The organism is Microbacterium sp. GW821-FHT01D02 (assembly GCF_059422585.1).
In genome coordinates, this window is sequence record NZ_JBWKXB010000002.1 from 47,071 (window position 1) to 69,878 (window position 22,808).

23 protein-coding genes and 1 tRNA gene are annotated in these 22,808 nt (G+C 70.4%); 4 read left to right on the forward strand and 20 right to left on the reverse strand.

What is annotated here, in order from left to right:
• Positions 1-32: 32 nt before the first annotated feature.
• Together ilvA and AC07VM_RS09035 are read right to left on the reverse strand one after the other, a co-directional pair.
• Complete coding sequence (gene ilvA, locus AC07VM_RS09030; protein ID WP_267417775.1) at positions 33-1,262, reverse strand: threonine ammonia-lyase; 1,230 nt, start codon at positions 1,260-1,262, stop codon at positions 33-35.
• Positions 1,259-2,455 carry an AI-2E family transporter gene (locus tag AC07VM_RS09035; protein WP_494910793.1) on the reverse strand — a complete coding sequence of 399 codons (1,197 nt, stop codon included), beginning with the start codon at positions 2,453-2,455 and terminating at the stop codon, positions 1,259-1,261. The genes ilvA and AC07VM_RS09035 overlap by 4 nt, the downstream gene beginning before the upstream one ends.
• Positions 2,456-2,544: 89 nt before the next feature.
• Here AC07VM_RS09035 and AC07VM_RS09040 point away from each other — a divergent pair, with 89 nt between their 5' ends.
• Both AC07VM_RS09040 and AC07VM_RS09045 read left to right on the forward strand, forming a co-directional pair.
• Complete coding sequence (locus tag AC07VM_RS09040; RefSeq protein ID WP_494910794.1) at positions 2,545-3,804, forward strand: winged helix-turn-helix domain-containing protein; 1,260 nt, start codon at positions 2,545-2,547, stop codon at positions 3,802-3,804.
• Positions 3,801-4,721 (forward strand): hypothetical protein, encoded by a 921-nt coding sequence (locus AC07VM_RS09045; protein WP_494910796.1) that lies wholly within the window; start codon positions 3,801-3,803, stop codon positions 4,719-4,721. Before AC07VM_RS09040 ends, AC07VM_RS09045 begins: the two co-directional genes overlap by 4 nt.
• Positions 4,722-4,730: 9 nt before the next feature.
• Here AC07VM_RS09045 and AC07VM_RS09050 read toward each other — a convergent pair whose 3' ends face one another.
• The 3 genes from AC07VM_RS09050 to AC07VM_RS09060 all read right to left on the reverse strand — a co-directional run bounded on the left by AC07VM_RS09050 (position 4,731) and on the right by AC07VM_RS09060 (position 7,944).
• Positions 4,731-5,297 (reverse strand): LemA family protein, encoded by a 567-nt coding sequence (locus AC07VM_RS09050; RefSeq protein ID WP_029262976.1) that lies wholly within the window; start codon positions 5,295-5,297, stop codon positions 4,731-4,733.
• Between the two features lie 89 nt (positions 5,298-5,386).
• Positions 5,387-6,700 (reverse strand): D-arabinono-1,4-lactone oxidase, encoded by a 1,314-nt coding sequence (locus AC07VM_RS09055; RefSeq protein WP_494910798.1) that lies wholly within the window; start codon positions 6,698-6,700, stop codon positions 5,387-5,389.
• Entirely contained in the window at positions 6,697-7,944 is a 1,248-nt protein-coding gene (locus tag AC07VM_RS09060; protein ID WP_494910799.1) for an alanine racemase, read from the reverse strand. Before AC07VM_RS09060 ends, AC07VM_RS09055 begins: the two co-directional genes overlap by 4 nt.
• Positions 7,945-8,032: 88 nt before the next feature.
• On the opposite strand from AC07VM_RS09060, the gene AC07VM_RS09065 reads away from it, so the two are divergent.
• Positions 8,033-8,105: transfer RNA gene (locus AC07VM_RS09065), tRNA-Leu, on the forward strand.
• A gap of 35 nt (positions 8,106-8,140) precedes the next feature.
• Here the strand turns inward: AC07VM_RS09065 and AC07VM_RS09070 are convergent.
• From AC07VM_RS09070 to AC07VM_RS09125, 12 genes are all read right to left on the reverse strand, one after another.
• Positions 8,141-8,830, reverse strand: coding sequence for a DedA family protein (locus tag AC07VM_RS09070; RefSeq protein WP_267417767.1), 690 nt, complete (start codon positions 8,828-8,830; stop codon positions 8,141-8,143).
• 6 nt (positions 8,831-8,836) lie between these two features.
• The gene (locus AC07VM_RS09075) at positions 8,837-9,766 is read right to left on the reverse strand and encodes a cation-transporting ATPase (protein ID WP_494910800.1); all 930 of its coding nucleotides are present in this window, start codon (positions 9,764-9,766) and stop codon (positions 8,837-8,839) included.
• A gap of 294 nt (positions 9,767-10,060) precedes the next feature.
• A complete protein-coding gene (locus AC07VM_RS09080; protein ID WP_267417765.1) occupies positions 10,061-11,572 on the reverse strand; it encodes an NAD(P)/FAD-dependent oxidoreductase in 1,512 nt (503 codons plus the stop codon).
• Positions 11,573-11,597: 25 nt separating this feature from the next.
• Positions 11,598-12,905 (reverse strand): S8 family serine peptidase, encoded by a 1,308-nt coding sequence (locus AC07VM_RS09085; protein ID WP_494910802.1) that lies wholly within the window; start codon positions 12,903-12,905, stop codon positions 11,598-11,600.
• Entirely contained in the window at positions 12,902-13,444 is a 543-nt protein-coding gene (locus AC07VM_RS09090; RefSeq protein WP_267417763.1) for a DUF501 domain-containing protein, read from the reverse strand. Before AC07VM_RS09090 ends, AC07VM_RS09085 begins: the two co-directional genes overlap by 4 nt.
• Before the next feature lie 47 nt (positions 13,445-13,491).
• Positions 13,492-14,049, reverse strand: coding sequence for an FtsB family cell division protein (locus AC07VM_RS09095; protein ID WP_267417762.1), 558 nt, complete (start codon positions 14,047-14,049; stop codon positions 13,492-13,494).
• 77 nt (positions 14,050-14,126) lie between these two features.
• Positions 14,127-15,407 (reverse strand): phosphopyruvate hydratase, encoded by a 1,281-nt coding sequence (gene eno / locus AC07VM_RS09100; RefSeq protein WP_494910805.1) that lies wholly within the window; start codon positions 15,405-15,407, stop codon positions 14,127-14,129.
• A gap of 121 nt (positions 15,408-15,528) precedes the next feature.
• On the reverse strand, positions 15,529-16,188 hold the full coding sequence (locus AC07VM_RS09105; protein WP_494910806.1) for an O-methyltransferase: 660 nt from the start codon (positions 16,186-16,188) through the stop codon (positions 15,529-15,531).
• Between the two features lie 31 nt (positions 16,189-16,219).
• Positions 16,220-17,140, reverse strand: a complete 921-nt coding sequence (locus tag AC07VM_RS09110) for a CPBP family intramembrane glutamic endopeptidase (RefSeq protein ID WP_494910808.1) — start codon at positions 17,138-17,140, stop codon at positions 16,220-16,222.
• 26 nt (positions 17,141-17,166) lie between these two features.
• Positions 17,167-18,222 carry a DUF1648 domain-containing protein gene (locus AC07VM_RS09115; RefSeq protein ID WP_494910809.1) on the reverse strand — a complete coding sequence of 352 codons (1,056 nt, stop codon included), beginning with the start codon at positions 18,220-18,222 and terminating at the stop codon, positions 17,167-17,169.
• Positions 18,219-19,271 (reverse strand): DUF1648 domain-containing protein, encoded by a 1,053-nt coding sequence (locus tag AC07VM_RS09120; RefSeq protein ID WP_494910810.1) that lies wholly within the window; start codon positions 19,269-19,271, stop codon positions 18,219-18,221. The genes AC07VM_RS09115 and AC07VM_RS09120 overlap by 4 nt, the downstream gene beginning before the upstream one ends.
• On the reverse strand, positions 19,268-19,618 hold the full coding sequence (locus tag AC07VM_RS09125) for a GntR family transcriptional regulator (protein WP_267417756.1): 351 nt from the start codon (positions 19,616-19,618) through the stop codon (positions 19,268-19,270). Before AC07VM_RS09125 ends, AC07VM_RS09120 begins: the two co-directional genes overlap by 4 nt.
• Before the next feature lie 101 nt (positions 19,619-19,719).
• On the opposite strand from AC07VM_RS09125, the gene AC07VM_RS09130 reads away from it, so the two are divergent.
• Positions 19,720-20,190, forward strand: coding sequence for a PaaI family thioesterase (locus AC07VM_RS09130; RefSeq protein ID WP_021199522.1), 471 nt, complete (start codon positions 19,720-19,722; stop codon positions 20,188-20,190).
• 31 nt (positions 20,191-20,221) lie between these two features.
• Here the strand turns inward: AC07VM_RS09130 and AC07VM_RS09135 are convergent, their stop codons facing one another.
• Genes AC07VM_RS09135 through AC07VM_RS09145 form a run of 3 tightly spaced genes read right to left on the reverse strand, consistent with a single transcriptional unit; the run spans position 20,222 to position 22,673 of the window.
• Positions 20,222-20,725: a hypothetical protein gene (locus AC07VM_RS09135; protein ID WP_494910811.1), complete on the reverse strand. Its 504-nt coding sequence runs from the start codon at positions 20,723-20,725 to the stop codon at positions 20,222-20,224.
• Positions 20,722-22,383: a hypothetical protein gene (locus tag AC07VM_RS09140; protein WP_494910813.1), complete on the reverse strand. Its 1,662-nt coding sequence runs from the start codon at positions 22,381-22,383 to the stop codon at positions 20,722-20,724. Before AC07VM_RS09140 ends, AC07VM_RS09135 begins: the two co-directional genes overlap by 4 nt.
• Positions 22,380-22,673 carry a hypothetical protein gene (locus AC07VM_RS09145; RefSeq protein WP_494910814.1) on the reverse strand — a complete coding sequence of 98 codons (294 nt, stop codon included), beginning with the start codon at positions 22,671-22,673 and terminating at the stop codon, positions 22,380-22,382. Before AC07VM_RS09145 ends, AC07VM_RS09140 begins: the two co-directional genes overlap by 4 nt.
• Positions 22,674-22,808 lie beyond the last annotated feature (135 nt).

Below are 22,808 nucleotides of genomic sequence, written 5' to 3' on the forward strand. Positions count from 1 at the left end.
TGCGGGGCGCTTCTGCGTGTTCGGCCGGTCGCTCAGTCCGCGAGCAGGATGGGCTCGAAGCCGGCGCGACGCAGCGTGTCGAGCGTGTGCTCCGAGTGCTCGGGCCCGCGCGTCTCGACGCTGAGCTCGAGGATGACCTCGCTGATCTGCAGGCCGTGGCCGTGCCGGGTGTGCATGGCCTCGATCACGTTCGCCCCCGCCTCGGCGATGAGCTCGGACACCCGCGCGAGCTGTCCGGGACGGTCGGGCAGCGGGATGCGGATGGTGAGGTACCGGCCGGATGCGGCGAGCCCGTGGGAGACGACGCGCTGCAGCAGCAGCGGGTCGATGTTGCCGCCGGAGAGGACGGCCATCGTGGTCCCGGTGCCGGAGACCTTCCCGGCGAGGATGGCGGCCACGCCTGCGGCGCCGGCGGGCTCGACCACGACCTTCGCCTGCTCCAGCAGGATCAGGATCGCGCGCGCCAGATCGTCGTCGGAGACGGTGACCACCTCGTCGACGAGGTCCTTGATGATCTCGAACGGGATCGCGCCGGGACGGGCGACCAGGATGCCGTCGGCGATGGTCGGTCGCGTGACGATGTCGACGGGCTCCCCGGCGGCGAGCGACGGCGGGACCGCAGCGGCGTTCTCGGCCTGGACGCCGATGATGCGCACCGTGCGTCCGAGCTCGGCGGCACGGGCTTTGACGGCTGCCGCGACGCCCGCGATGAGGCCGCCGCCGCCGATGCCGAGGACCACGGTGTCGACCTCCGGCGCATCCTCGAGCAGCTCGAGGCCCAGTGTGCCCTGGCCGATCACGACGTCGCGGTGGTCGAAGGGATGGATCAGGACGGCACCGGTGCGCTCGGAGAACTCCGCGGCGAGGCGCAGGGACGTCGTGACGGTCTCGCCCTCCAGCACCACCTCCGCGCCGTAGCCGCGAGTGGCGAGGAGCTTGGGCACCGGCACGCCCAGGGGCATGAAGATCGTGGCGGGGATCCCGAGCGCCTGCGCGGCGAGGGCCACGCCCTGGGCGTGGTTGCCCGCGGAGGCCGCGACGACGCCGCGGGAGCGCTCCTCGGCGCTCAGCTTCGACAGCCGGTAGGCCGCACCGCGGATCTTGAACGAGCCGGTGCGCTGAAGATTCTCCATCTTCAGCAGGACCGGACCTCCGTGAATGTCGGAGAGGGCTCGCGACGGCAGCGTCGGCGTGTGCGAGATCACCTCAGCCAGACTCTGAGCAGCGTGCTCGAACTCGGTCAGGCTGGGGACTGCACTCATCGATTCCTCCGTCTCCGCTCGCGCGGTACTGTGCTCCAGATCAGGTCGCCACTCGGGCCGACACCGGTACGCCACGACCCCGAACTCACCGTCACGGCGAAGACGTTCACGAACGCCGCGAGCGGCACCGCAAACAGCGCCCCGGGGATGCCGGCGATCATCGCGCCTCCCGCCACCACGAGGACGACGGCAAGGGGATGCACCTTGACCGCCGAGCCCATCATGATCGGCTGCAGGATGTGGCCCTCGATCTGCTGGACGGCCAGGACGACCACGAGCATCCACAGCGCGATCCACGGCCCGTTGTAGACGAGGGCGAGGAACACGGCGACGGCACCGGTGACGACGGCACCGACGATCGGGATGAACGAGCCGAGGAACACCAGCACGGCCACCGGCAGCGCGAGCGGCACCTGGAGCAGGAACGCCCCGAGGCCGATGCCGATCGCGTCGATGGTCGCCACGAACAGCTGGGTGCGGGCGTAGTTGACGATCGTCGCCCAGCCGTTGCGGGCCGCGCCATCGACCGCCGGGCGGGAGTTGCGCGGGAAGATCCGCAGGGTCCAGCGCCAGATCCCGGCGCCGTCGGCGAGCAGGCAGATGAGGATGAACAGCGAGAGCACCGCGCCGGTGGCGACATGCCCCACGGTGGTGCCGATGGCCAGCGCGCCGGTCCAGAGCACCTGCGCCTGCTCGTCGAGGAAGTCGAGCCCCTGCTGCAGGTAGTCGGCGATCTGGGTGTCGGAGAGGTTGAGCGGACCCTGGTGGAGCCAGACCTGGAACTGGTCGAAGGCCTCGGTCGAGCGCTGCTGGACGTCGGGCAGCTGCGCGCGCACCTGCCAGATCACGAGCCACAGGAGCCCCGCGACGATCGCGGCGGTGCCGATGAGCGAGATCGCGATCGCCAGCCAGCGCGGCAGACCGTGTCGCAGCATCCACGAGAACGCGGGCCACAGCAGGGCGGTGATGAGGATGCCGACCATGAGCGGGATGACCAGGAGCTTGAGCACCATCACCAGCCAGATGAAGACGCCGATGGCGGCGGCGATGATCAGCAGCCGCCAGGCATAGCTCGCGGTGATGCGCAACGGCAGGGGCACCGCCTCGTCGGCATCGGTCGTCACGGTGCGGTCTGTGGAGACCGGGCGCGGACGGAAGAGATCTCGCAGCCGGGGTCGCTGGTCCTCGCTCATCGCCCAAGTCTACGGTCATGCCGTATGCCGTTGGACGCATCCTTCCGAGTACGGACCGCGATGTCGCCGGTCGGCGTTACGCTGACGACGTGACCGACACCCTCAGCCCCACCCAGGCACGCCGTATCGCTCTGGCCGCTCAGGGCTTCACCCGCGCGCGGCCGAGCGCCGTCAGCGCACGGCACGTCCACCGCGTGATGGACCGGCTCGGCGTGCTCCAGATCGATTCCGTCAACGTCTTCGCGCGCTCGCACTACCTGCCCCTGTTCTCCCGCCTCGGCTCCTACGACCCCGCGCTCCTCGACCGGGTCTTCCTGTCTCGCACCACCCACTACGTCGAGTACCTCGCGCACGAGGCGACCTTCATCCCGGTCGCCGACTGGCCGCTGTGGCGTTTTCGGATGGACGACTTCCGTCGTCGCTGGACCGATGCGGACTCCTGGATGAGCAACAACGCACGCACCGTGCAGTGGGTGCAGGACGAGCTGCGAGCCCGCGGACCGCTTCGCCCCGCCGACCTCCGCGACGATGCGCCGCGAGAGCGCGGGACCTGGTGGGACTGGGACGACGCGAAACTGGCCCTCGAGCATCTCTGGCGCACGGGAGACGTCGCCGTCAGCGGTCGCCGGGGCTTCGAGCGCACATACGCGCTGGCCGAGCACGTGATCCCCGAGGGCATCCGTTCGCACGAGATCTCGCGCGATGACGCGATCCTCGAGCTGACGCGCCGCGCCGCACGCTCGAGCGGCGTCGCGACGCAGTCCGACCTCGCCGACTACTACCGGATCCGCGATCGGGCGGCCGTCGCGCGATCGATCGCGCAGCTCGTCGACGAGGGCGAGCTGCTGCCGGTGCAGGTGCGCGGGTGGGAGCGCGGTGGCCGTCCGCTGCCGGCGTGGCGCCATCGCGATGCGGTCCTTCCGCGCAAAGTCGAGACGGCCGCGGTGCTGACGCCCTTCGACCCGGTGGTGTGGTTCCGCGAGCGCGCCCTCCGCGTGTTCGACCTCGACTACCGGATCGAGATCTACGTCCCCGCGGAAAAGCGCCGGTACGGCTACTACTCGCTGCCCGTGCTCGTGGGCGATCGTGTGGTCGCGCGCGTCGACCTCAAGGCCGACCGCGCCACATCGACCCTGCAGGTGCAATCCGCCTGGTGGGAGCCGCAGGCCCGACCCGGCGATGCGGAGCCGATCGCGGAAGAACTCGCCCTCGCCGCCTCCTGGCAGGGTCTGGAGCACGTCTCGGTCTCCGGCTGGGGCGACGCCACGGGGGCGCTGCACGGTGCACTGGCCGCCGGAGCGGGCTCGTCGGTGCGGCGCCACGTGCACACCAGGGAAGAACCCGCATGAGTCGGCGACGGTGGTGGCTGATCGGCGGAGCCGCAGGAGTCGTCGTGGCCGTCGCCGCCGGGCTGTGGATCTGGCAGTCCACGACGAGCGAGTCCACCCCGGAAGAGGCCGCTGCCGCGTACCTGCGCGCACTCGAATCCGGTGACCCCGCCGCGGTGGAGAAGACCGGCGCGGTGGTCTCACCGGAGACCCTTGAGACGTTCTCCGAGGCGACGGCACTCGTCGAGGATGCCGAGGTGACTTCCATCGAGGGCGGTGGCAGCGCCCCGGTCGGCGGTGCGACGGCTGTGGCCGAGATCTCCTTCCGCTTGGCCGATGAAGAGCACACGGCAGAGCTGACACTCTCCCCCGTCGACGGACGGTGGGTCGTGGACGATTCCGGGCGGGGCAGCGTGACCGCCGCTCCGTCCGTCGGCACATTCGTCGCCATCGGGGAGCACACCCTGCCCGCCGGCGAGGCGACGGCGCTACTGCCGGCGACCTACACCGTCACTGCCGCGCCGGTGTCGCTGCTCAGCGGCGAGAAGTCGGTGACCGTCCTTCCCGGGGACGAGACCGCCGTCGATGTCGACGTGTCCGTCCGTGCCGAGGCGACGACCGCGGCGCAGAAGCAGCTCGACGAGCACCTCGAGACCTGCACGGAACCGGGCACCGCCGTGCCCACCGGGTGCGGCATCCGGATCCCGTGGGGCACGGAGTTCCGCGAGGTCTCCGACATCCGCTATCGGATCGAGCAACTGCCGACGATCGTGCTGTCAGGGGCGGGTTTCCGCGCCGACGGCGGCGCGCTGGTCGCGACGGTGACCGGCACGGGCCAGGACGGCGCCACACGCACGACGAGCTATCGAACCGAGTCCTGGAGCGTGCGCGGCGACGTATCCTTCACCGAAGACGGGGTGGCGCTCACCGTCTGGTGAACGCGCGGATCAGAACTGGACGCGCGGCGGCTCGGAGATCGCGCTGCTGTCGGCGACCTCGAAGAACTCCCGCTCGGTGAAGCCGAGCCCCTTGGCGAACAGGTTGTTCGGGAAGACCTTGATCTTGGTGTTGAGCTCGCGCACCCCGCCGTTGTAGAACCGGCGCGCGGCCTGGATCTTGTCCTCGGTGTCGACCAGAGCCTGCTGCACCTGGAGGAAGTTCGTGCTGGCCTGGAGCTGCGGGTACGCCTCGGCGACCGCGAAGAGGCTGCGCAGCGCCTGCTGGAGGTGTCCCTCGGCGATGCCCGCCTCGCCCGGTCCCCCGGCGGAGAGGGTCTCGGCGCGCGCACGCGTCACGTTCTCGAAGACGGCCTTCTCGTGGGACGCATAGCCCTTGACCGTCTCGATGAGGTTGGGGATGAGGTCGGCCCGACGCTTCAGCTGCACCGTGATGCCGCTCCACGCCTCGTCGACGCGCACCTTCAGCTGCACCAGCGAGTTGTACGTGGCCCACAGATAGATGCCGGCGAGCAGGATCACTCCGACAACGATCAGTACCGGCACGAGCCATTCCATCAGAGGCCCACCCTTCCTCGTGTTTCTCTCATCCTAGACGCGCACCCTGCACGTGGACTGGGCGCGACGCGGGTCGCGCTGAGGTCCGATCAGCTGCCGAGGACGCGCTCGAGATACCGGTTCGCGAACCGGCGCTCCGGGTCCAGCCGATCGCGCAGCGCGATGAAGTCGTCGAAGCGCGGGTACCGCTCCCGCAGTGTCCCATCGGTGAGGGTGTGCAGCTTGCCCCAGTGCGGACGTCCGCCGAACTCGAGCATGATCTCCTCGACCGCACCGAAGTACTCGGTCGGGTCCGCCCGCCAATAGCGGTGGACGGCGACGTACGCGCTCGCGCGCCCGTGCGCGGTCGACAGCCAGCGGTCGTCGGCGGCGGCGAAGCGCACCTCGATGGGGAACTCGATCCGCCACCCACGTCGGGCGATCAGCGCGCGGACCGCCTCGAAGGCCGGCACGACGTTCTCGGCGGGCAGCGCGTACTCCATCTCGCGGAACCGCACGGTCCGGCTCTGGATGAGCACACGGTGCGAGAGCTCGGTGTATTCGCGGTCGCCCGTGAGCGTGACCGCGAGGCGGCTGAACGGCGGCGTGATCGCCGGGACCGCCCGCCCCGCGGCGCAGACCACCCGGTACACGCCGTTCGACAGCAGCGTCTCGTCGATCCACTTCCCGACCACCGGGAGCGGCTTGCGGACCGTCGACTCCGGAAGTCTCGTCTGCCGCTTGGTCAGCGCCACGTCCGTGTGCGGGAACCAGTAGAACTCGAAATGATCGGAGGCGGCGACGCGCTCGTCGAGCGTCGCGAGCACCTCGTCGAGCGGCGCGGGCTCATCGACCGCGTGCATGACGAACGCCGGAACGCACTGGAGGGTCACCTCGACGATGATGCCCAGCGCACCGAGGCTGAGCGCCACGGCCGGGAGCAGATCGCTCTCGTGCTCGTCGTCGATGCGCAGGAACTCGCCGGCAGCCGTGACCAGCGTGATGCCGACGACCTGGGTGGCGAGACCGCCGAACTCCGCGCCGGTGCCGTGCGTGCCCGTCGAGATCGCGCCGGCGATCGACTGCCGATCGATGTCGCCGAGGTTCTCCATCGCGAGCCCGTAGGGCGCGAGCAGGCCGGGGATGCGGTGCAGTCGCGTGCCCGCGAGGAGCGTGACCCTCCCGGTCGCGGCATCCGCCGAGACGAGTCCCTGCAGGTCGTCGAGCTCCAGCAGGACGCCCGGGGCGACGGCGATGCCGGTGAAGCTGTGCCCCGCGCCGACGGCTTTCACGCTGAGGCCCTGCTTGACCGCCGCGATCACCGCCCGCTGCACGCCCTCGGGGCTGCGCGGGCGCTCCACGCGCACGGGTCGCACCGAGGCCGTACGGCTCCAGTTCTGCCAGGAGCCGCCGATTCTCGTCACAGGAACGCCTTTCCCTCGCCGCGGTACGTCGGCAGCTCGTCGATGATCTCGTCGCCCGAGACCAGGTGGTAGTGCGTGATGCGCTCGGCCGGCTCCCCGCTCTTGGCATGTCGGAACCAGACCCGGTCCCCCACGCCCAGCGACGTCGCCGCCGGACCCTGCAACGGTGTCTGCACCTCGCCGGCCGCTTCGCGGGACAGCGTGTGCAGCCCCTCGGGCCACACGGCGCGCGGCTGTCGGGACGCCAGAGCGGGGCCGGAAGCGATCCACCCTCCGCCGAGCACCGTCGCGATGTCCGCAGCCGGACGACGGACGACGTCGAATGCGAACGCGGATGCCGGTGCCGGGCGGAACGACCGATAGCCGTCGAAGAGATGACCGCCGAGGAGGCCGCTGCCGGCGCTCGCCTCGGTGAGGGATTCATCGCTGCCGGTGAACTCGAGCGAACCGGTGCCGCCGCCGTTCAGGATCTCCATCGGGGCGATCGCGCTCACCGCGGAGACGATCGCCGCACGACGTTCGCGCAGCTCGTTCCGCGAGCGCGCCTGGACCATGCGGATCAGCGGCGCATCGGGTCCGGCGTCGTCGCCCTGCCCGGCGATCTGCGCGTCGTACATCTGCAGTCCGACGAGCCGGAAGCCCGGTCGCGCGACGACCTTGCGAGCGAACGCGGCGACCTCCCCTGCCGTGAACAGAGCCGACCGGCGGACACCGATGTGCCCGAGCAGCGAGGAGCGCCAGGAGGCGTCGACATCGATCGCGACACGGATCTCCGGGCGCTGGCCCGGCCCGGCGACGCTGTCGATCAGATCCAGGTGGACGAGGTCGTCGACCATCAGCGTGATGCGCTGCGCCGCCTGCTCGTCGGCGAACAGCCGCTCCAGGCTCGCGCGATCCACCGTCGGGTAGCCGAGCATGATGTCATCGTGGGTCTCGGCGAGCCAGAGGGCCTCCTCGAGCGTGAAGGCGAGGATGCCGTGGAACCCGGGGAGCTTCAGGACCGCATCGAGCACGGCGCGCACGCGCACCGACTTCGAGGCGACCCGGATCGGGAGTCCGCCCGCGCGGACCAGGAGGTCCATCGCGTTGTACCGGAGCGCCTCGCGATCGATCACGGCCACCGGAGCGGGAAGGTGTCCCGTCACGGCGGACAGGCGTGGCCAGTAGCGCGCCGGGTCCTCCCACTCGGGGGCGACCGCGGGGGCACCCTGGACGGGGCTCAGTTCGTCGATGAGGTCGAGCACTCCCCCACCCTAAGGCCTCCGCGTACCCGGGATCACCCCTCGCGGCACCCCGTCGCATCGGGGCGGGCGGCGATAGGCTGGCCGGGCGGCCCCCGTAGCCCAATGGCAGAGGCAGGCGACTTAAAATCGCTTCAGTCTGGGTTCGAGTCCCAGCGGGGGCACACCCCGCGATCGAGGCGCAAGCCCCGGAGTCCCGTCACTCGTCCCGCTCGTCGCCCCCGGAGACGATGCCGGCGGTCGCGACCCGACGCTCTTCCGCCGCCTCCCGCATCCGACGCACGATCAGGACCACGAGCGCGATCGCGATGGCCGTGTACACGGCGTAGTCCAGGTAGCCGAGATAGTGCTCGAGCTGCTCGTGCTGGGTGCCCAGCGCCGCGCCGACCCCGATGAGCAGGGCATTCCAGATCCCGCTGCCGATGATCGTGTAGAGGCTGAAGGTCACGAGGTTCATGCGGGACGCCCCGGCGGGGATGGAGATCAGGCTGCGGACGCCCGGCACCATCCGCCCGACCAGCACGGTCCAGCCGCCGCTGCGCACGAACCAGTCCGATCCTCGCTCCAGGTCGGTGCGGCTCACCAGCCGTGTCGCCGCGAGCAGTCGGATCGCGCGCTCCATGCCGATCGCCGCGCCGAGCCAGTACAACAGCAGCGCTCCGAGCCAGGATGCGAGCGTGCTCCAGAAGATCAGCCAGCCCAGATTCAGGTCGCCGCTCTGGCTGAGATAGCCCGCGAAAGGCAGGATCACCTCGCTGGGGATCGGGGGGATCAGCACCTCGAGGAACACCAGCACACCGACGCCGATGTCCCCGAAAGCGGTGAGGACATCGGCGGCGAACCCGGTGAGGCCGGTGAAGCCGTGCTCTGCGTCTGTCGCGAGGATCATGCCGGCTCAGCGCCCGAAGAGATCGCCGATGCCCGGGATGCCGAGATCGCCGAGCCGTTCGCCCCACCCGCTCGCGCTCTCACCGAGTCCGGAGACCGCCTCGCCTGCGGATCCCATCAGGTCCTCGGCACCGCCCGCGAGGCCTTCGACGTCGACGCCGGCGGCGAGGGACTCGAGATCGACGCCCTCCGCGAGCGCGCCGAAGTCGACGCCGATGTTCGCGGCCTGTTCCAGGAGCGGTCCGGCGACGGTGCTGAGCACCGCCCCGCCGGCGACCACGCCGAGGAGCCCGACCGCCGCGCCGCCTGCCGCGACCGCCGCTCCACCGGCACCGGCGCCGCGCACCCGGGACAGGAGTCCGCGCATCCGCCCCGGCCGCATGGCCTCTGCCCGTCCGGCCGCGCGCGCGAGATCGTCGGGTGATGACGAACGCGGGCGCTCCTCCGGCGCGAGCTCTTGCCGCATCCGGTCCTCGATGAGTGCCCGCTGCGGCGGAGTCAGCCGCGCGAAGGCCTCACGATGGATCTGCTCGATGCGCTGCGGATCGGCCGTCTGCAGCAGGTAGTCGTAGCGGGCGATGGCCGCACGATCGGCGTCCGAGCCATGGTGCGAGGCGCGTCCGGACCCGGGGACGGGCGGCGCGTAGCGGTCGGCGGATGCAGGGGCGGCGCCCGCACGACGAGGCGCGGCTCCCGGCGAGGCAGGCGGCGCGTACGGGTCGGCCGGCGCGGGGCGAGCGTCCCGATCAGACGGCCGTGCAGGATCGGCCTGGCCGCGGACCGCGTCCACGGCACCGCGGAGCATGCCTCCCCAGTCGGTCGAGCGCGATCCGCCCTGCGAGCGGGACGCGTCCTGCGGGTGACCGTTGCGCCCGGAGCCGGAGTTCTTCTCGAGTGCGTCGGACGCGAGTCCGATCAGGCGGGAGAGCTTTCCCATGGGTGGTCCCTTCGTGGTGGGGCCACCGGGATCCACCACGTCGAGACGACGGCAGGGGTTTCTCGGCAGCCCGCGATGCGGGTGCCAAGGTCTCCTCCACCCTTTCGGGCCAGCGGGCCGGAGCACGATCTCGTGCTCGTAATGACGACGACGCTGCAGACGGGAGTACTCCCCTTGCCCGGCTGACGCTACCGGCCCCACCTATGCGTCGCCTCCGAGTCGCCGATCAGCCCGGGAACGGCGATCGGCCCCGGCGCAGAGCGCACGGGGCCGATCGTCCTGTTCGGAAGGAGACTACTTCGCCGATGCCTCGACGGGCTCGGCGGCCTTCTTCGCGGGAGCCTTCTTCGCAGCGGGCTTCTTGGCGGCCGGCTTCTCGGCAGCCTCGGCCGACGCTGCCGACGCGGTCTTCGCCGCCGGCTTCTTCACGGCGGGCTCGGCCTTGGCTGCCGGAGCGGCGTCAGCGGCCGGGGCGGCCGGCGCTGCCGGACGCGGACGCGCGGCGAACTCCTCGAAGACGTAGCGCGGGTTCTGCACCGTCTCGAGGTTCACCAGGTCGCGACCCAGCCACAGGTTGTTCCACCAGCCCCAGATGACGCGGAACTTGCGCTCCCACGTCGGCATCGCGAGGCCGTGGTAGCCACGGTGCGCGACCCAGGCGACGAAACCCTTGAGGGCGATCTTTCCGGACTGGAAGACACCGTTGTACAGACCGAGGCCGGCGACCGCACCGAGGTTCTTGTGGAGGTAGTCCTTCGGGGCCTCACCGCGGAGCACCGCGACGAGGTTCTTCGCGAGGAGCTTCGCCTGGCGAACCGCGTGCTGGGCGTTCGGCACGCAGAAGCCGCCGACGCCACCACCCGACAGGTCGGGGACGGCGGACACGTCACCGGCGGCCCAGGCGCCCTCGACGAACGCCTCGGGGGTGCCGACGCGCAGGTCGGCACGGGTCTGGATGCGACCGCGCTCCTCGACGGGGAGGTCGCCGCCGCGCACCACGGTCGGGTTGGCCATGACGCCGGCCGTCCACACGATCACGTCGGTCGGGATGACCTCGCCGGTGGAGAGCTCGACGTTGCCGTCGACCGCGCTCGTGAGCTGCGTGTCGAGGTGCACGTTGGCGCCGCGCTTGGCGAGGTCCTTGAGCACCCACTCGCTGGTCTGGAGCGAGACCTCGGGCATGATGCGCCCCATCGCCTCGATGAGGTGGAAGTGCGTGTCGTCGAAGCTGAGCTGCGGGTACTTGCCCACCAGCGAGGAGGCCAGCGAACGCAGCTCGGCGAACACCTCGATGCCGGCGAAGCCACCGCCGACGACGACGACGGTCAGCAGACGGTCGCGCTCGGGACCGGCGGGGAGGGAGGCGGCCTTGTCGAAGTTCGACATGACCTTGTCGCGGATGGCGACGGCCTCTTCGATCGTCTTGAGCCCGATCGCGTTGTCGGCGATGCCGGGGATCGGGAAGGTGCGCGAGACGGCACCCGCGGTGACCACGATCTGGTCGTACGCGAACTCGTACGGCTCGCCCACGGGCGGCGTGATCGTCGCGACCTTCTGCGCGTGGTTGATGTTCGTCACCTTGGCGGTGAGCACGTTGGTGCGCTTGAGGTGGCGACGGTGCGCCACGACAGAGTGCCGGGCCTCGATGGAGCCGGCGGCGACCTCGGGGAGGAACGGCTGGTACGTCATGTACGGCAGCGGGTCGACCATGGTCACGTCGGCTTCACCCTTGCGCAGATGCTTCTCGAGCTTCCACGCGGTGTAGAAACCCGCGTACCCTCCGCCGACGATCAGGATCTTGGGCACAGTGCTGTTCTGAGGCACAGAAGAACTACTCCTCGGAGTCGGGGGTTTGGCGTACGGGAACGCGCGCCGATCGGATGCGCCGGGCAGCTGCGGTGACGCCAAGCGCTATCAGGATACCAGGGACGGTGAGCGCAATGAGCGGCAGGGTACCGTAGCGCAATGAATCGGCGCTGGGAAGCAACGGTGAACCGGCCTCGGTGGGCGCGTCGGCCGCGGGAAGAGGCGGCACGGCCACCGGCGTAATGGACGGTTCGGGCTGCGGTTCCGTCTCGGCACGGCGGAAGACCCTGATCCACTCCGCGAGGTCGCCCATCGGGTTCTCGGTCACCGGAGCGATGTCCGCGGAGATCGCCGCCTCCGCGTCCACGAGGCCGTAGCCGTAGAGCGGATCCTGCGGCTTGATCGCATCCGGGACCGGGATCGCGGTCTTGATGATCCGGTTGATGACGTCGATCGCCTTGATGTCGGGATGCGCCGAGCGGATCAGCGCCGCGACTCCCGCGACGATGGGGGCCGCACCGCTGGTGCCGCGCCACCTCGCGATCTCGCCGTCGGCGGACACTCCGAGCAGTCCCTCGCTGGGGGCGGAGACGCCGATCGTGATCCCCTGCGTCGACGCCTCGACGCTCGCCGTCCCGGTCTGGTCCACGCCGCCGACCGTGAGAACACCCGGGATCGTGGCGGGAGCGCCGATGATGCTGGTCCCGCTCCCCCGGTTCCCCGCCGCGACGACCACGACCACGTCGTGTTCGAACGCATACAGGAACGCGTCGTCCCAGCTCTCGTCCCAGTCGAGGGTGTTCGTCGTGAACGAGAGGTTGATGATGTCGGCGCCGTTGTCGACGGCCCACCGCATCCCCTTCGCCACCTGCTCGGCGAACGGCACGGCGGCGGCCGCCCCGAAGCCCACCGAGATCGACAGCAGATCGGCCTCCGGGGCCACGCCGATCATGCCGGTGCCGTCGGGTGCGCCGCGTCCCGCCGCGAGCGAGGCCACCCAGGAGCCGTGGTTGCCGTCGACCGCGCCGAGGGGTGTGCGCCCGTCGGGTGTTCCGGCGCCCGACACGTCGGTGCCGCCCACGACCGCGTCCCCGAACACCGCGGGCACCTTGCCGATGCCGGTGTCGATCACGGCGATCGTCACGCCCTTGCCGCGGGTCGTCTGCCAGGCCTCGCGGATGCGCGCGCCGTCGAGCCAGTACTCCGAGGCGCGCGTCGGATCCGCCGGGTCGTCCGGGATCGGCGGCGGCGTCGCGGTGGCGCCGATGAGCAGGACGGAGGCCGCGACCACCACGATGGCGGCAGCGCTGCGCAGCGTCCGACGGGAGCTCATGCCGGGAGCGCCGCCTCTTCGCGCTGTGCGGCACCCGGGTCTTCGCAACGGCAGACCGTCGGCGACCACGACGACCGCGCGAGAGCCGCGTCGCCGATGGGGTTCACGCCGGGTCCGGCCGCGAGGGCGTGACCGGCGAGGGCGTGCAGGCACTTCACGCGCGTCGGCATGCCGCCCGCGGAGATGCCGTCGATCTCGGAGACCTCCCCGAACTGCGCCCGGTCGGCGAGGTACGCCTCGTGCGCCGCGAGGTAGGCCGCAGCCACACCCTCATCGTCGACGAGGAGAGCGGCGAGCTCGGGCATCACCTGCGTGGCCTCGAGCGTCGACATGGCCGCCGTGGCCGCCGGGTGGGTCAGATAGTAGAACGTCGGGAACGGCGTGCCGTCCGGCAGACGGGGCGTCGTCGCGACCACGGTCGGGTTGCCGCAGGCGCAGCGGGCCGCGATGCCCACCACACCCCGGGCGGGACGGCCGAGCTGGGCCGATACGACGGCGAGTTCGGCGGGAGTCGGAGCAGGGAACGGCGGCGTGGTCACCACACCAGCGTAGGGGAGGCTGCCGAGAGGATGCTCGGAGCGGCCGCTCAGCGAGCGACCGTCGCCGTATCGCTGAGCCCGGTCGAGACGAGGGTGCGCAGCAGCTGGGGCATCCAGTCCGCCGGCCTCTCCTCGAGGGTGTCGCTCACCGGCTTCTGCTCCCGCGGGAGGGCTGCGGGGTCGAGGTCGTTGTCGATCAGGAACACGACCTCCCCCGGCTTGACGTAGTAGAGACGCTCACGCGCCTGCGTCGTGATGTACGCGGGGTCGTTCCATCGATCGCGCTCGGCCGCGAGGGCCGCGATCTCGTCCTCGCTGACCTGCACCGAGTGCTCCAGGGCCGCGATCTTCTGGCGCTGGTCGATGAAGGTGCCGAGCGTCGGCACGAGCACCCACGCGCCCAGGACCACCAGCGAGAGCATGATGACGGAGAACGCGGACAGGCGGATGCCGGAGGCCCACTCGCGCACGTCGACCCTCGGGGCCTCGCCGCGGGTCGTCCTGTTCGACGACTTCCCCGGGGGCTTCTTCGTCGGCGGCGCGTTGCGGCCCGCCTTCGCGGTCGACGCCGGAGACGACGAAGGAGGAGCCGGTCGTCGTGCCACGGCCCCTCCTTCGTCGTGCCGCTTCAGCGGCGATCCTCACCGCCGTGCGGGCGGCTTCTTCGTTGTCTCAGCTGCGCTCAGGCCTGGTACCGCGGGAACGCGGAACGACCGGCGAAGACCGCGGCGTCGCCGAGCTCCTCCTCGATGCGCAGGAGCTGGTTGTACTTCGCGACGCGCTCGCTGCGAGCAGGCGCACCCGCCTTGATCTGACCCGCGTTGGTCGCGACGACCAGGTCGGCGATCGTGGTGTCCTCGGTCTCACCGGAGCGGTGCGACAGCATCGCGGTGTAGCCGGAGCGCTGCGCGAGGCTGACGGCGTCGAACGTCTCGGTGAGCGTTCCGATCTGGTTGACCTTGACGAGCAGCGAGTTGGCGACGCCGCGCTTGATGCCGTCGGCGAGGCGCTGCGGGTTGGTCACGAACAGGTCGTCGCCGACCAGCTGCACCTTGGCGCCGAGGGCGTCGGTGAGGTGCTTCCAGTTGTCCCAGTCGTCCTCGGCGAGAGCGTCCTCGATCGTGACGATCGGGAAGTCGTTGACCAGCCCGACGTAGTACTCGGTGAGCGCGGCGGCGTCCCAGTCCTTGTTGTCGAGGCGGTAGACGCCGTCCTTGAAGAACTCGGTCGCGGCGACGTCGAGGCCCAGGGCGATGTCGGTGCCGGGCGTGAAGCCCGCCTTCTCGATCGCCTTGACCAGGAAGTCCAGGCCCTCGCGGTTGCTGGGCAGGTCGGGGGCGAAGCCGCCCTCGTCGCCGAGGCCGGTCGCGTAGCCGGCGGCCTTCAGCTCGGCGCGCAGCACGTGGTAGGTCTCGACGCCCCAGCGCAGGGCCTCGGAGTAGGTCTCCGCACCGATCGGCGCGAGGAAGAACTCCTGCATGTCGATGCCGTTGTCGGCGTGCTCGCCGCCGTTGATGACGTTGAACAGCGGAACGGGCAGCACGTGCGCGTTCGGGCCACCCAGGTAGCGGAACAGCGGGAGGTCGGCCGAGTCGGCGGCGGCCTTGGCCACTGCGAGGCTCACGCCGAGGATGGCGTTGGCGCCGACGCGCTTCTTGTTCTCGGTGCCGTCGACCTCGGTCAGGATCTCGTCGACGATGCGCTGCTCGCTCGCCTCGACGCCCTCGATCGCCGGTCCGAGCTCGTCGATGATGGCCTCGACGGCCTTGAGGACGCCCTTGCCGCCGTAACGGCTCTTGTCTCCGTCGCGGAGCTCGTACGCCTCGAACGCGCCCGTGGATGCGCCGGACGGGACGGCCGCCCGCTGCACGATGCCGTCGTCGAGGAGCACCTCCACCTCGACGGTCGGGTTTCCGCGCGAGTCGAGAATCTCGCGTGCGCCTACAGCCTCGATCAGTGCCACTGATGTGCTCCTTGCTCAGGGGGAAAACGTGGTGTGGAGCGTCGTCGATCCGCGCCCAGTCTAGCCCGGCCGTCCGACGGACTCAGGGACTCGCCCGGCCCGGGTCGGCGACCGCCCGAGGTCAGACGACGACGGCGATCGCGAAGCCGTCCCAGCCCTTCACGCCCACGGTCTGCAGCGCCGTGGCGTCGAAGCGCGGGTCCTCCCCCAGCATCCGGAGCCCCTCGCGCGTGCCGACCACCTTGGGGTCGGTGGTGTCGTCCCGGACGATCTCGCCCTCGCGCCCGATGTTGTCGAGCACGATCACGGTGCCGGGGTGACCGAGCTTCGCCGCCCAGTCGAGGTAGATCGTGTTCGACTCCTTGTCGGCGTCGATGAAGACCAGGTCGAAACCGGCGACCAGGGTCGGCAGGACGTCGGCGCCCCGGCCCACGCGGATGTCCACGCGATCGCCGACGCCCGCACGGTCGATGCTGGCCCGGGCGACGGCCGCGTTGTCCGACTCCGCCTCGATCGTCACGACGCGCCCCTCCGGCCCGACCGCGCGGGCGAGCCAGATCGTGGAGTAGCCGCCGAGGGTGCCGATCTCCAGCACCCGGCGGGCGCCGCTGATGCGGACGAGGAGATCCAGCAGCTTGCCGGCGACGGGCGCGACCTCGATCTCCGGCAAGCCCGCGGCCCGTTGGGCGGTCAGCGCCGCTTCCAGATCGGCGTCGGGCCCGACGAGGAGGTCGGCGAGGAAGGAATCGGTCTGCGACCAGGCGTCGGGGGTGGAGTCCATGCGTTCAGCCAACCCCCGCCGCCCCGGTGCGTCAAGGGCGTGGGGCTGAGAGCAGCCGACCCGGTGCGTCGGCGAGCTCGGGCTGCTTCCGGAACTGACCCGTGACCACGAGCACGATGACGACCACCGCGATGACGATCCACGTCGCGACCCCGAGCGGGCCGGCGAGCGCCATGTCGGGCTGCGTGGCGGCGAACAGGAGGATCACGCCTCCCGCCGCGTTCAGCGACCCGTGCGCGATGACGGCCGGCCAGACCGATGCCGAGCGCAGGCGCAGCCAGCCGAACAGGATGCCCCAGGCGACGCAACCGCCGATCATGAGCAGCACCCCGGTGACGTCGGTGCGCCCGAAGTTGTAGCCCAGCAGGATGATCGGACTGTGCCACACGCCCCAGATCACGCCGCTGAGGATGAGCGCCGGCCAGGTGCCGAGCGGACGGAGAGCAGGCAGCAGCCAGCCGCGCCAGCCGAGCTCCTCGCCGAACGCGAAGATGCTGTTGAACAGGGCTCCGACGGGGACCATCGCGAGCTGCGCCATCACCACGACCTCGACCGGCGGGAGCGGCGTCCCGGCCGGGAGGCTGTTCTGGAGCTGGGCCGCCAACGCCGCGAAGGTCAGGTCGAGCTGCACGAAGCCGAGCGCGGCGGACAGCAGGATCCCGAGCCCCACCAGCAGCGGCGGAACCAGCCACCCCGCGACCATGAGCCAGATCACGCGCGCGGCGGGGCGCAGCGGCCACAGCCCGAGGAAGCGGGCGCGCTGCCCACGGGCCGGAACGCCCATCACGAACATGACGACGAGCGTCGCGAGGGCGGGTGTGAACATCATGACCGGCAGCAGCACGACCGTGAGCGGCTCGGCCAGTCCGTCACCGAGCCACAGCGGCAGGGCCACCAGCCACGCCAGGGCGCAGGCGGTCAGGACGAAGACGACGACGGCGGGCCAGGGCACGCGCCGATCGTGAAGAGTCCGGTCGTTCATGAGGCTCCCTTTCCGAGGTGGCCGGGCGCGGTGCCCGGTGATTCCGAGCGGTCGACGTACGCCTGCAGCAGCGCCGCCGCGTCCTCGGCGCCGTCGATCGTGACGAGGAACATCCGCCCGTCGCGGCGTGTGACCTCGATCGCCGACCCGCGACGCAGGACGATCCCCTGCCGCCCGTCGACGGCGACGCGCCACCCCCAGCCCCCGAACTCGCCGAACGGGGAGATCTCGACCGCTCGAGCGGAGGCGACCTCGTCCAGCGGGATGCGGACGCGGGGCCATCCGAGCAGCGCCTGGGCGGCGAAGCCCTCGGGCGTCACCCGTACGCGGAACGAGATGGTGGCAGCCAGGGCGAAGGCCACGACCACCACGACGAGCGCGACGATCACGCCTCCCTCGACGCCGGTGAGGAGCATGTAGCCGGCGAGCGCGACGAGACCCAGCAGCACGACGGTGAGGAAGACGAGCGGGCCCCGCGGCATCGACGCGGTCGCCACCCACACGACGCGCTCCCCTTGGGCGATGTCCACACGGTGGCGGGGCTCGAGCGTGCGGCCCTGCTCCGGGCGGACCCGAGGCTGCACGATCCAGGCGAGGGCGCCCACCACGACGAGTGCGGCGAAGGCGAGCGCTATGACAGCCCCGATGCCGGGAGCATCGGCCGGGTCGGCCGGGTCGCGCTGGATGACGAGCGAGCCGAGGTTCGTGACCGCGGCGAAGGCCGCCATGCCGGCGGCGAGCGCGCCCATCAGTCGCGCGGCGCCGCCCCAGTGCGCACCGACGGAGGCGAGCGTCACGACCGCCATCAGGATGGGGAGCGCGAGACCGATACCGAGGAGGAGCCAGAGATACAGGGACGGCGGACCGAACCCGTCGGCGCCGTCGACGCCCCAGTGCGTGACCACCTGCGACGGCAACGTCGGCAGCCAGGACAGGAGCACCCCGACCGCGATCGCCGTGATCACGATCGGCACGATGACCGCCACGATGAGGAAGGTCAGCCGGGCGCGTCGCAGGAGCGTGGGCGGCGTGCGGGTGAGGTCGTGGGTCATGCGACGCGTCCTTCCCTCTGCGCGACGGCGGCGAGCGCTGCCGCTGCCGTCTGCGCCTCGTCGACCGTGACGACGAATCGCCGTCCGCCGACGCGCGTCACCTCGACGGCTTCGCCGCGGCGCAGCACCACGCCGTACCGGCCGTCGAGTCCGTAGCGCAGCCCCCAGCCCCCGAACTCGGCGAAGGGATCGACCTGGATCGCACGCACCGAGGCCACGTCCGCGGCGGGGATCTCGATCCTCGGCCAACCCGCCAGCGAGCGCACGAGCAGTCCGGCGGGGCCGATGCGCACCCGGAACGCGAAGGTGGTGGCCAGCGCGGCGATCAGGATCGCGCAGGCGGCCAGCATGATGATCGCGGTCATCAGTCCGCCCGCTCCGGTCGCGATCATGATGGCCGCGAGCGAGCACGCCAGCAGCGCGGTGCCGCCGAGCACCGCCAGACCGCTGCCGGCGATCGCCGCGGTGCCGATCCAGACCAGGCGCTCGCTGGCGGAGGTCTGGAGCGGGGTCGCGGAGTCCTCCGTGCGACTCGACTCGGGCAGCGGCGTCGCCGGCTGCAGGAACCATCCGATCGCGATACCGGCCGCCATGAGCACGAACCCGATGAGCACCTCGATGCCGATGTCGGGGGTGTCCGCGGCATCGGCGAGCCCCCGCTGCGAGCCGACCCCGACAAGCGTGATGAGCGCGATGAGGGCGACCGTGCCGAGGTTCATCGCACCGAGGAACCTCGCCGTGATCGACCACTGCGGGCGCTCCGCCTCCGCGGAGGGAACCGGCTGCCCGTTCTGCGGGAGACGATGCGCGAACCACGCGAGCAGCGCGAAAGCGATCACCATCGCCGCGATGCCGCCCAGCACCACGAGATACGTCCACCCCGGCCCGAAGCCGTCGACGCCGTCCTCCCCCCAGTGGATCGCCGCCGGTTCCGGGATCTCGGGAAGCCAGAACGCGACGATGACCGCCGAGACGGCGAGGACGGTGAGGGGAAGGATCACCCCGACCCACAGGAACGCGGTACGGGCACGACGGACGTCGGCGGTCATACGGTGATCTCCTTCACGAGAGCGGCGAGAGTGGCCGGCGTGACCCCGAGAGCGGCAGCGCGGGTCACCAGATCACGGAGGTCGTGGGTCAGCTCGGCGAGCGGCCCCACGGAGGCGGAGACGACGGCGCCGCGGCCGCGTCTCAGATCGATCAGTCCCTCGGCGCGCAGCTGCTGATAGGCGTGCAGCACCGTGTGCAGATTGATCTCCAGCGTCTCGGCCACCTCGCGCGCGGACGGCAGACGATCGCCGGGCGCCAGGCTCCCGGCGACGATGTCGGCGCGCACGGACGCGGCGACCTGCTCGTAGAGCGGCACCCCGCTCGCCATGTCGACCCTGATCAGCATCGGACCTCCGGTTGTTGCACTAATTCTAAAGAAACTAGAACAACTGTGGCAACCCCACAGACGTCTTTGTCGCTCTCGTAGGCCTCCTCCACACTGACCTCATGCGCATCACTCCCCGCCGTCTCGCGATCGGCATGAGCCTGTGGATCCCGAACCTCTTCAGCGGCATCCGCATCCGCCGCTTCAGCGAGGACTGGACGCACGCCACCGTCGAGCTGCACGTCAACGTCTTCACCCGCAACTACGTCAAGACCGCGTTCGGCGGATCGATGTCGGCGATGACCGATCCGTACTTCTTCATGCTGGTCATGCACCAGCTCGGACGCGACCACGTGGTGTGGGACACCCGCGGCGAGATCGAGTTCCTCAAGCCGGGGCGCGGGGTGCTGACCGCGGAGTTCGAGGTCTCGAAGGAGAAGGCCGAGGAGATCAGAGAGCGCGCACGCGGCGGAGCGAAGGTGCTCGAGTGGTTCGAGACGGTGATCACCGACCGCGAAGGCGACGTCGTCGCGAAGGTGCGACGCGAGGTCTACATCCGGGAGAAGAAGCGCGTCACGGCTTCACGCGGCTGACCGCGGCGTGGAGGCGCCGGCGGGTCGGCCGTCAGAACGTGCCGCCCGGGTAGACGCCCTCCGGCAGGGTGAAGCACACCGAACCCGAAGCGATGCGGATCGTGTGCGGCTCTCCCTCACTGAGAACGTAGTTCTCCGTGGAACCGGGCAACGTCAGCTGCACGCTGTAGGTTTCGGTGACATCCACCCACGATTCGACAGTGAACCGGCCCGCATCCTTCACGTCCGATTCCAGCTGCTTCACCACCGCGGTCGCATCGGCCTCCGGAAGGAGCACCACGGTCGTCGACCCCTTCCACCGGTGCTGCTCCTCGTCACAGGAGAACAGCGTCCCCTCCGGCTTCTGATCGATGCTGGCGACGACGTCATCGGGAATCAACGACGCGATCTCCAACTCCGTCGCCTGCACCTGCGCCTTGGCCTCTTCCAGCGTCACGTTGCCCTCCTCATTCGACTCCTCGGCGGCGGGTGCGCACCCCGACAGTGCGACGACACAGCCCAGCGCGACGGCGATGAGACCCCACCGTGTCTTCATCTTCCGATCACCAGGTTCAGCATCTCGTTCAGCGCCTTGTCGTTCGCCGTGGCGGTCGTGGCGATCAGGTTGTGATTGTCCATCAGCACCCCGATGTCATCGAGCGGCACGTAGACCGCGGGGTACCCGCTGGATGGCACGGAGGCCGAGTCTGCCAGTTGGTCGTCATGTGGTCCTTCGTAGTATTCGCCGTGTTCGAAAGCGGGGTGCTCCCGCGGGTTGTTCCCGCCCCAGACGAGCCCGAGCCCCTGTCCGGACTGCAGGATGTCGTTGTAGGACAGATCGGTGTACGACGTGTCCCGCGAGGGCTTCCACGCTTCGAGCATTCCCGCCCCGGAGAGCGAGATCACCTTGTCATAGTGTGCCCCGGCGACCTCGGAACTCGTGACGTTCGCGAGCCCCCAGCTGTGCCCGAAGGCGTCGTGCTCCGCGGTCCCCAGGAGCGGATCCGCGCGCATCCCCGCTTGGAACCGCGCGAGCTGCTGCCCCGCCGCGAGCGCACGATCCGGATCGTTCGCCTCGCCGATGCGGAACATGTCGATGCCGCCGACGTCCGGGTTCTCACCCGGGAAGGGCCCGTCCTTGTAGACGAATGCGACCGTACCGGGCACCTGGTCCGCGAGGTATCCGGCGATCTGCTGAGCGCCGCCCGTGTAGAAGTCCCCGAGACTCGTGAAGGTCCCCGGCACGTACGTGATCACCTTCTCCGTCTCGGGCGAGGGAGTTCCGATCATCTCGATGATCCGTGAGGAATCACGATCGTAGAGGTAGAGCTGAACGGGGTCGTCGTCGCTCATCACCTGTCTCAGGTAGGCGATCTCGCTGCGCAGGAAGGCCGCGCGCTCGTCCGAGATCCCTTCGACGGCGAGATCCGCCTCGGCCTCCGCGATCCAGCCGGGCGCGTTGAGGCGGTTGGCGGCCACGCGGACGAGCGCGGGAATCCCGTCCATCGCGCCCACGATCTCCGGATGCGCGTTGATCACCTCGTCCTGCAGTTCCGGCCGGGACAGCCACCGGCGCAGCACCTCCTCCGGCGTGTCGGCGGAGAGGAGAGCGTCGAGGAAGTCCCTCGCCTCGAGGGTCACCGGCACGCTCTCCGACGGGACCAGTGCCCGCACGGCGGCGTCGTACGCCTCTTCCCAGGCCCCGAAGTGCCGTTCGTACTCGAGCCAGAGCTCGTTCAGCTCCTCCTCCGCTCGATCCCGCGCACCGATCTGCTCCGTCGCCTCGTCCTGCGCCTTCTCCAGGGCGACGGGGTCGTCGAGCCTCGACGCCGCCAGCGCACCGCGCCCGGCGCTGTCCGCGGCCCTCCCCAGTGTCTCGAACCGGGTGTGCGCGCTCTCGATCTCCTCGATCAGCGCGTTCGCCTTCTGCGCATGCGCGTCGTGCGCCTGCGCGTACGCCGACAGTGCCTCGCCCAGTGTCTGAGCGAGGGCGACGTCCGGGCCGATCACCGACAGGATCGCCACAGCGTCCTTGCGGGCGCCGGACACGGCCTTCCCCACTCCGGCGCATCCCGAGGTCCGCGCCGCCGCCCCGCGGAGCGCGGTGAGGTGTTCAGCGACGACCTCGAACTGATCCACCCAGCGCGACATCGTCCCCACGTCACCGGTGATCCTCTCCAACGGGTATCCGCGATTCGGAGAAGCAAGGCTCACGGCTGCTCCTTGCCCGTGAGTTCGACATCGAGGTCGGAGTACCGATCCGTGATGTTGGTCAGCGTCGTCCTCAGTGCGGCGCTCGCCTCCTGGTGCGCACGCGTGGCCTCGCGGAGCGCCTCGACCTGCCTGCCGACCGCTGCCTTCAGCGTGTAGCGACCGAGGGGAGCATCGACTCCGACATCACCGCCGACGAGATTCGATGCATCCGTCTGCAGGACGAACGCGGCATCGGCGAGGTCGTACGCCGACGACTGCAACTCGTCGTAGAACACCTGCACTTCTGACATGAAGACACCCCCCGGTATCCATCTGGACCGCGTGCGCTCGCGATGTCACCGCTCGGGCCCCAGACGTGGAACCCAGCATATGCGAGCCCCCGCGGATCGCGGATCGTGACATCGCCGTCCCGGCCACCCGCCGTT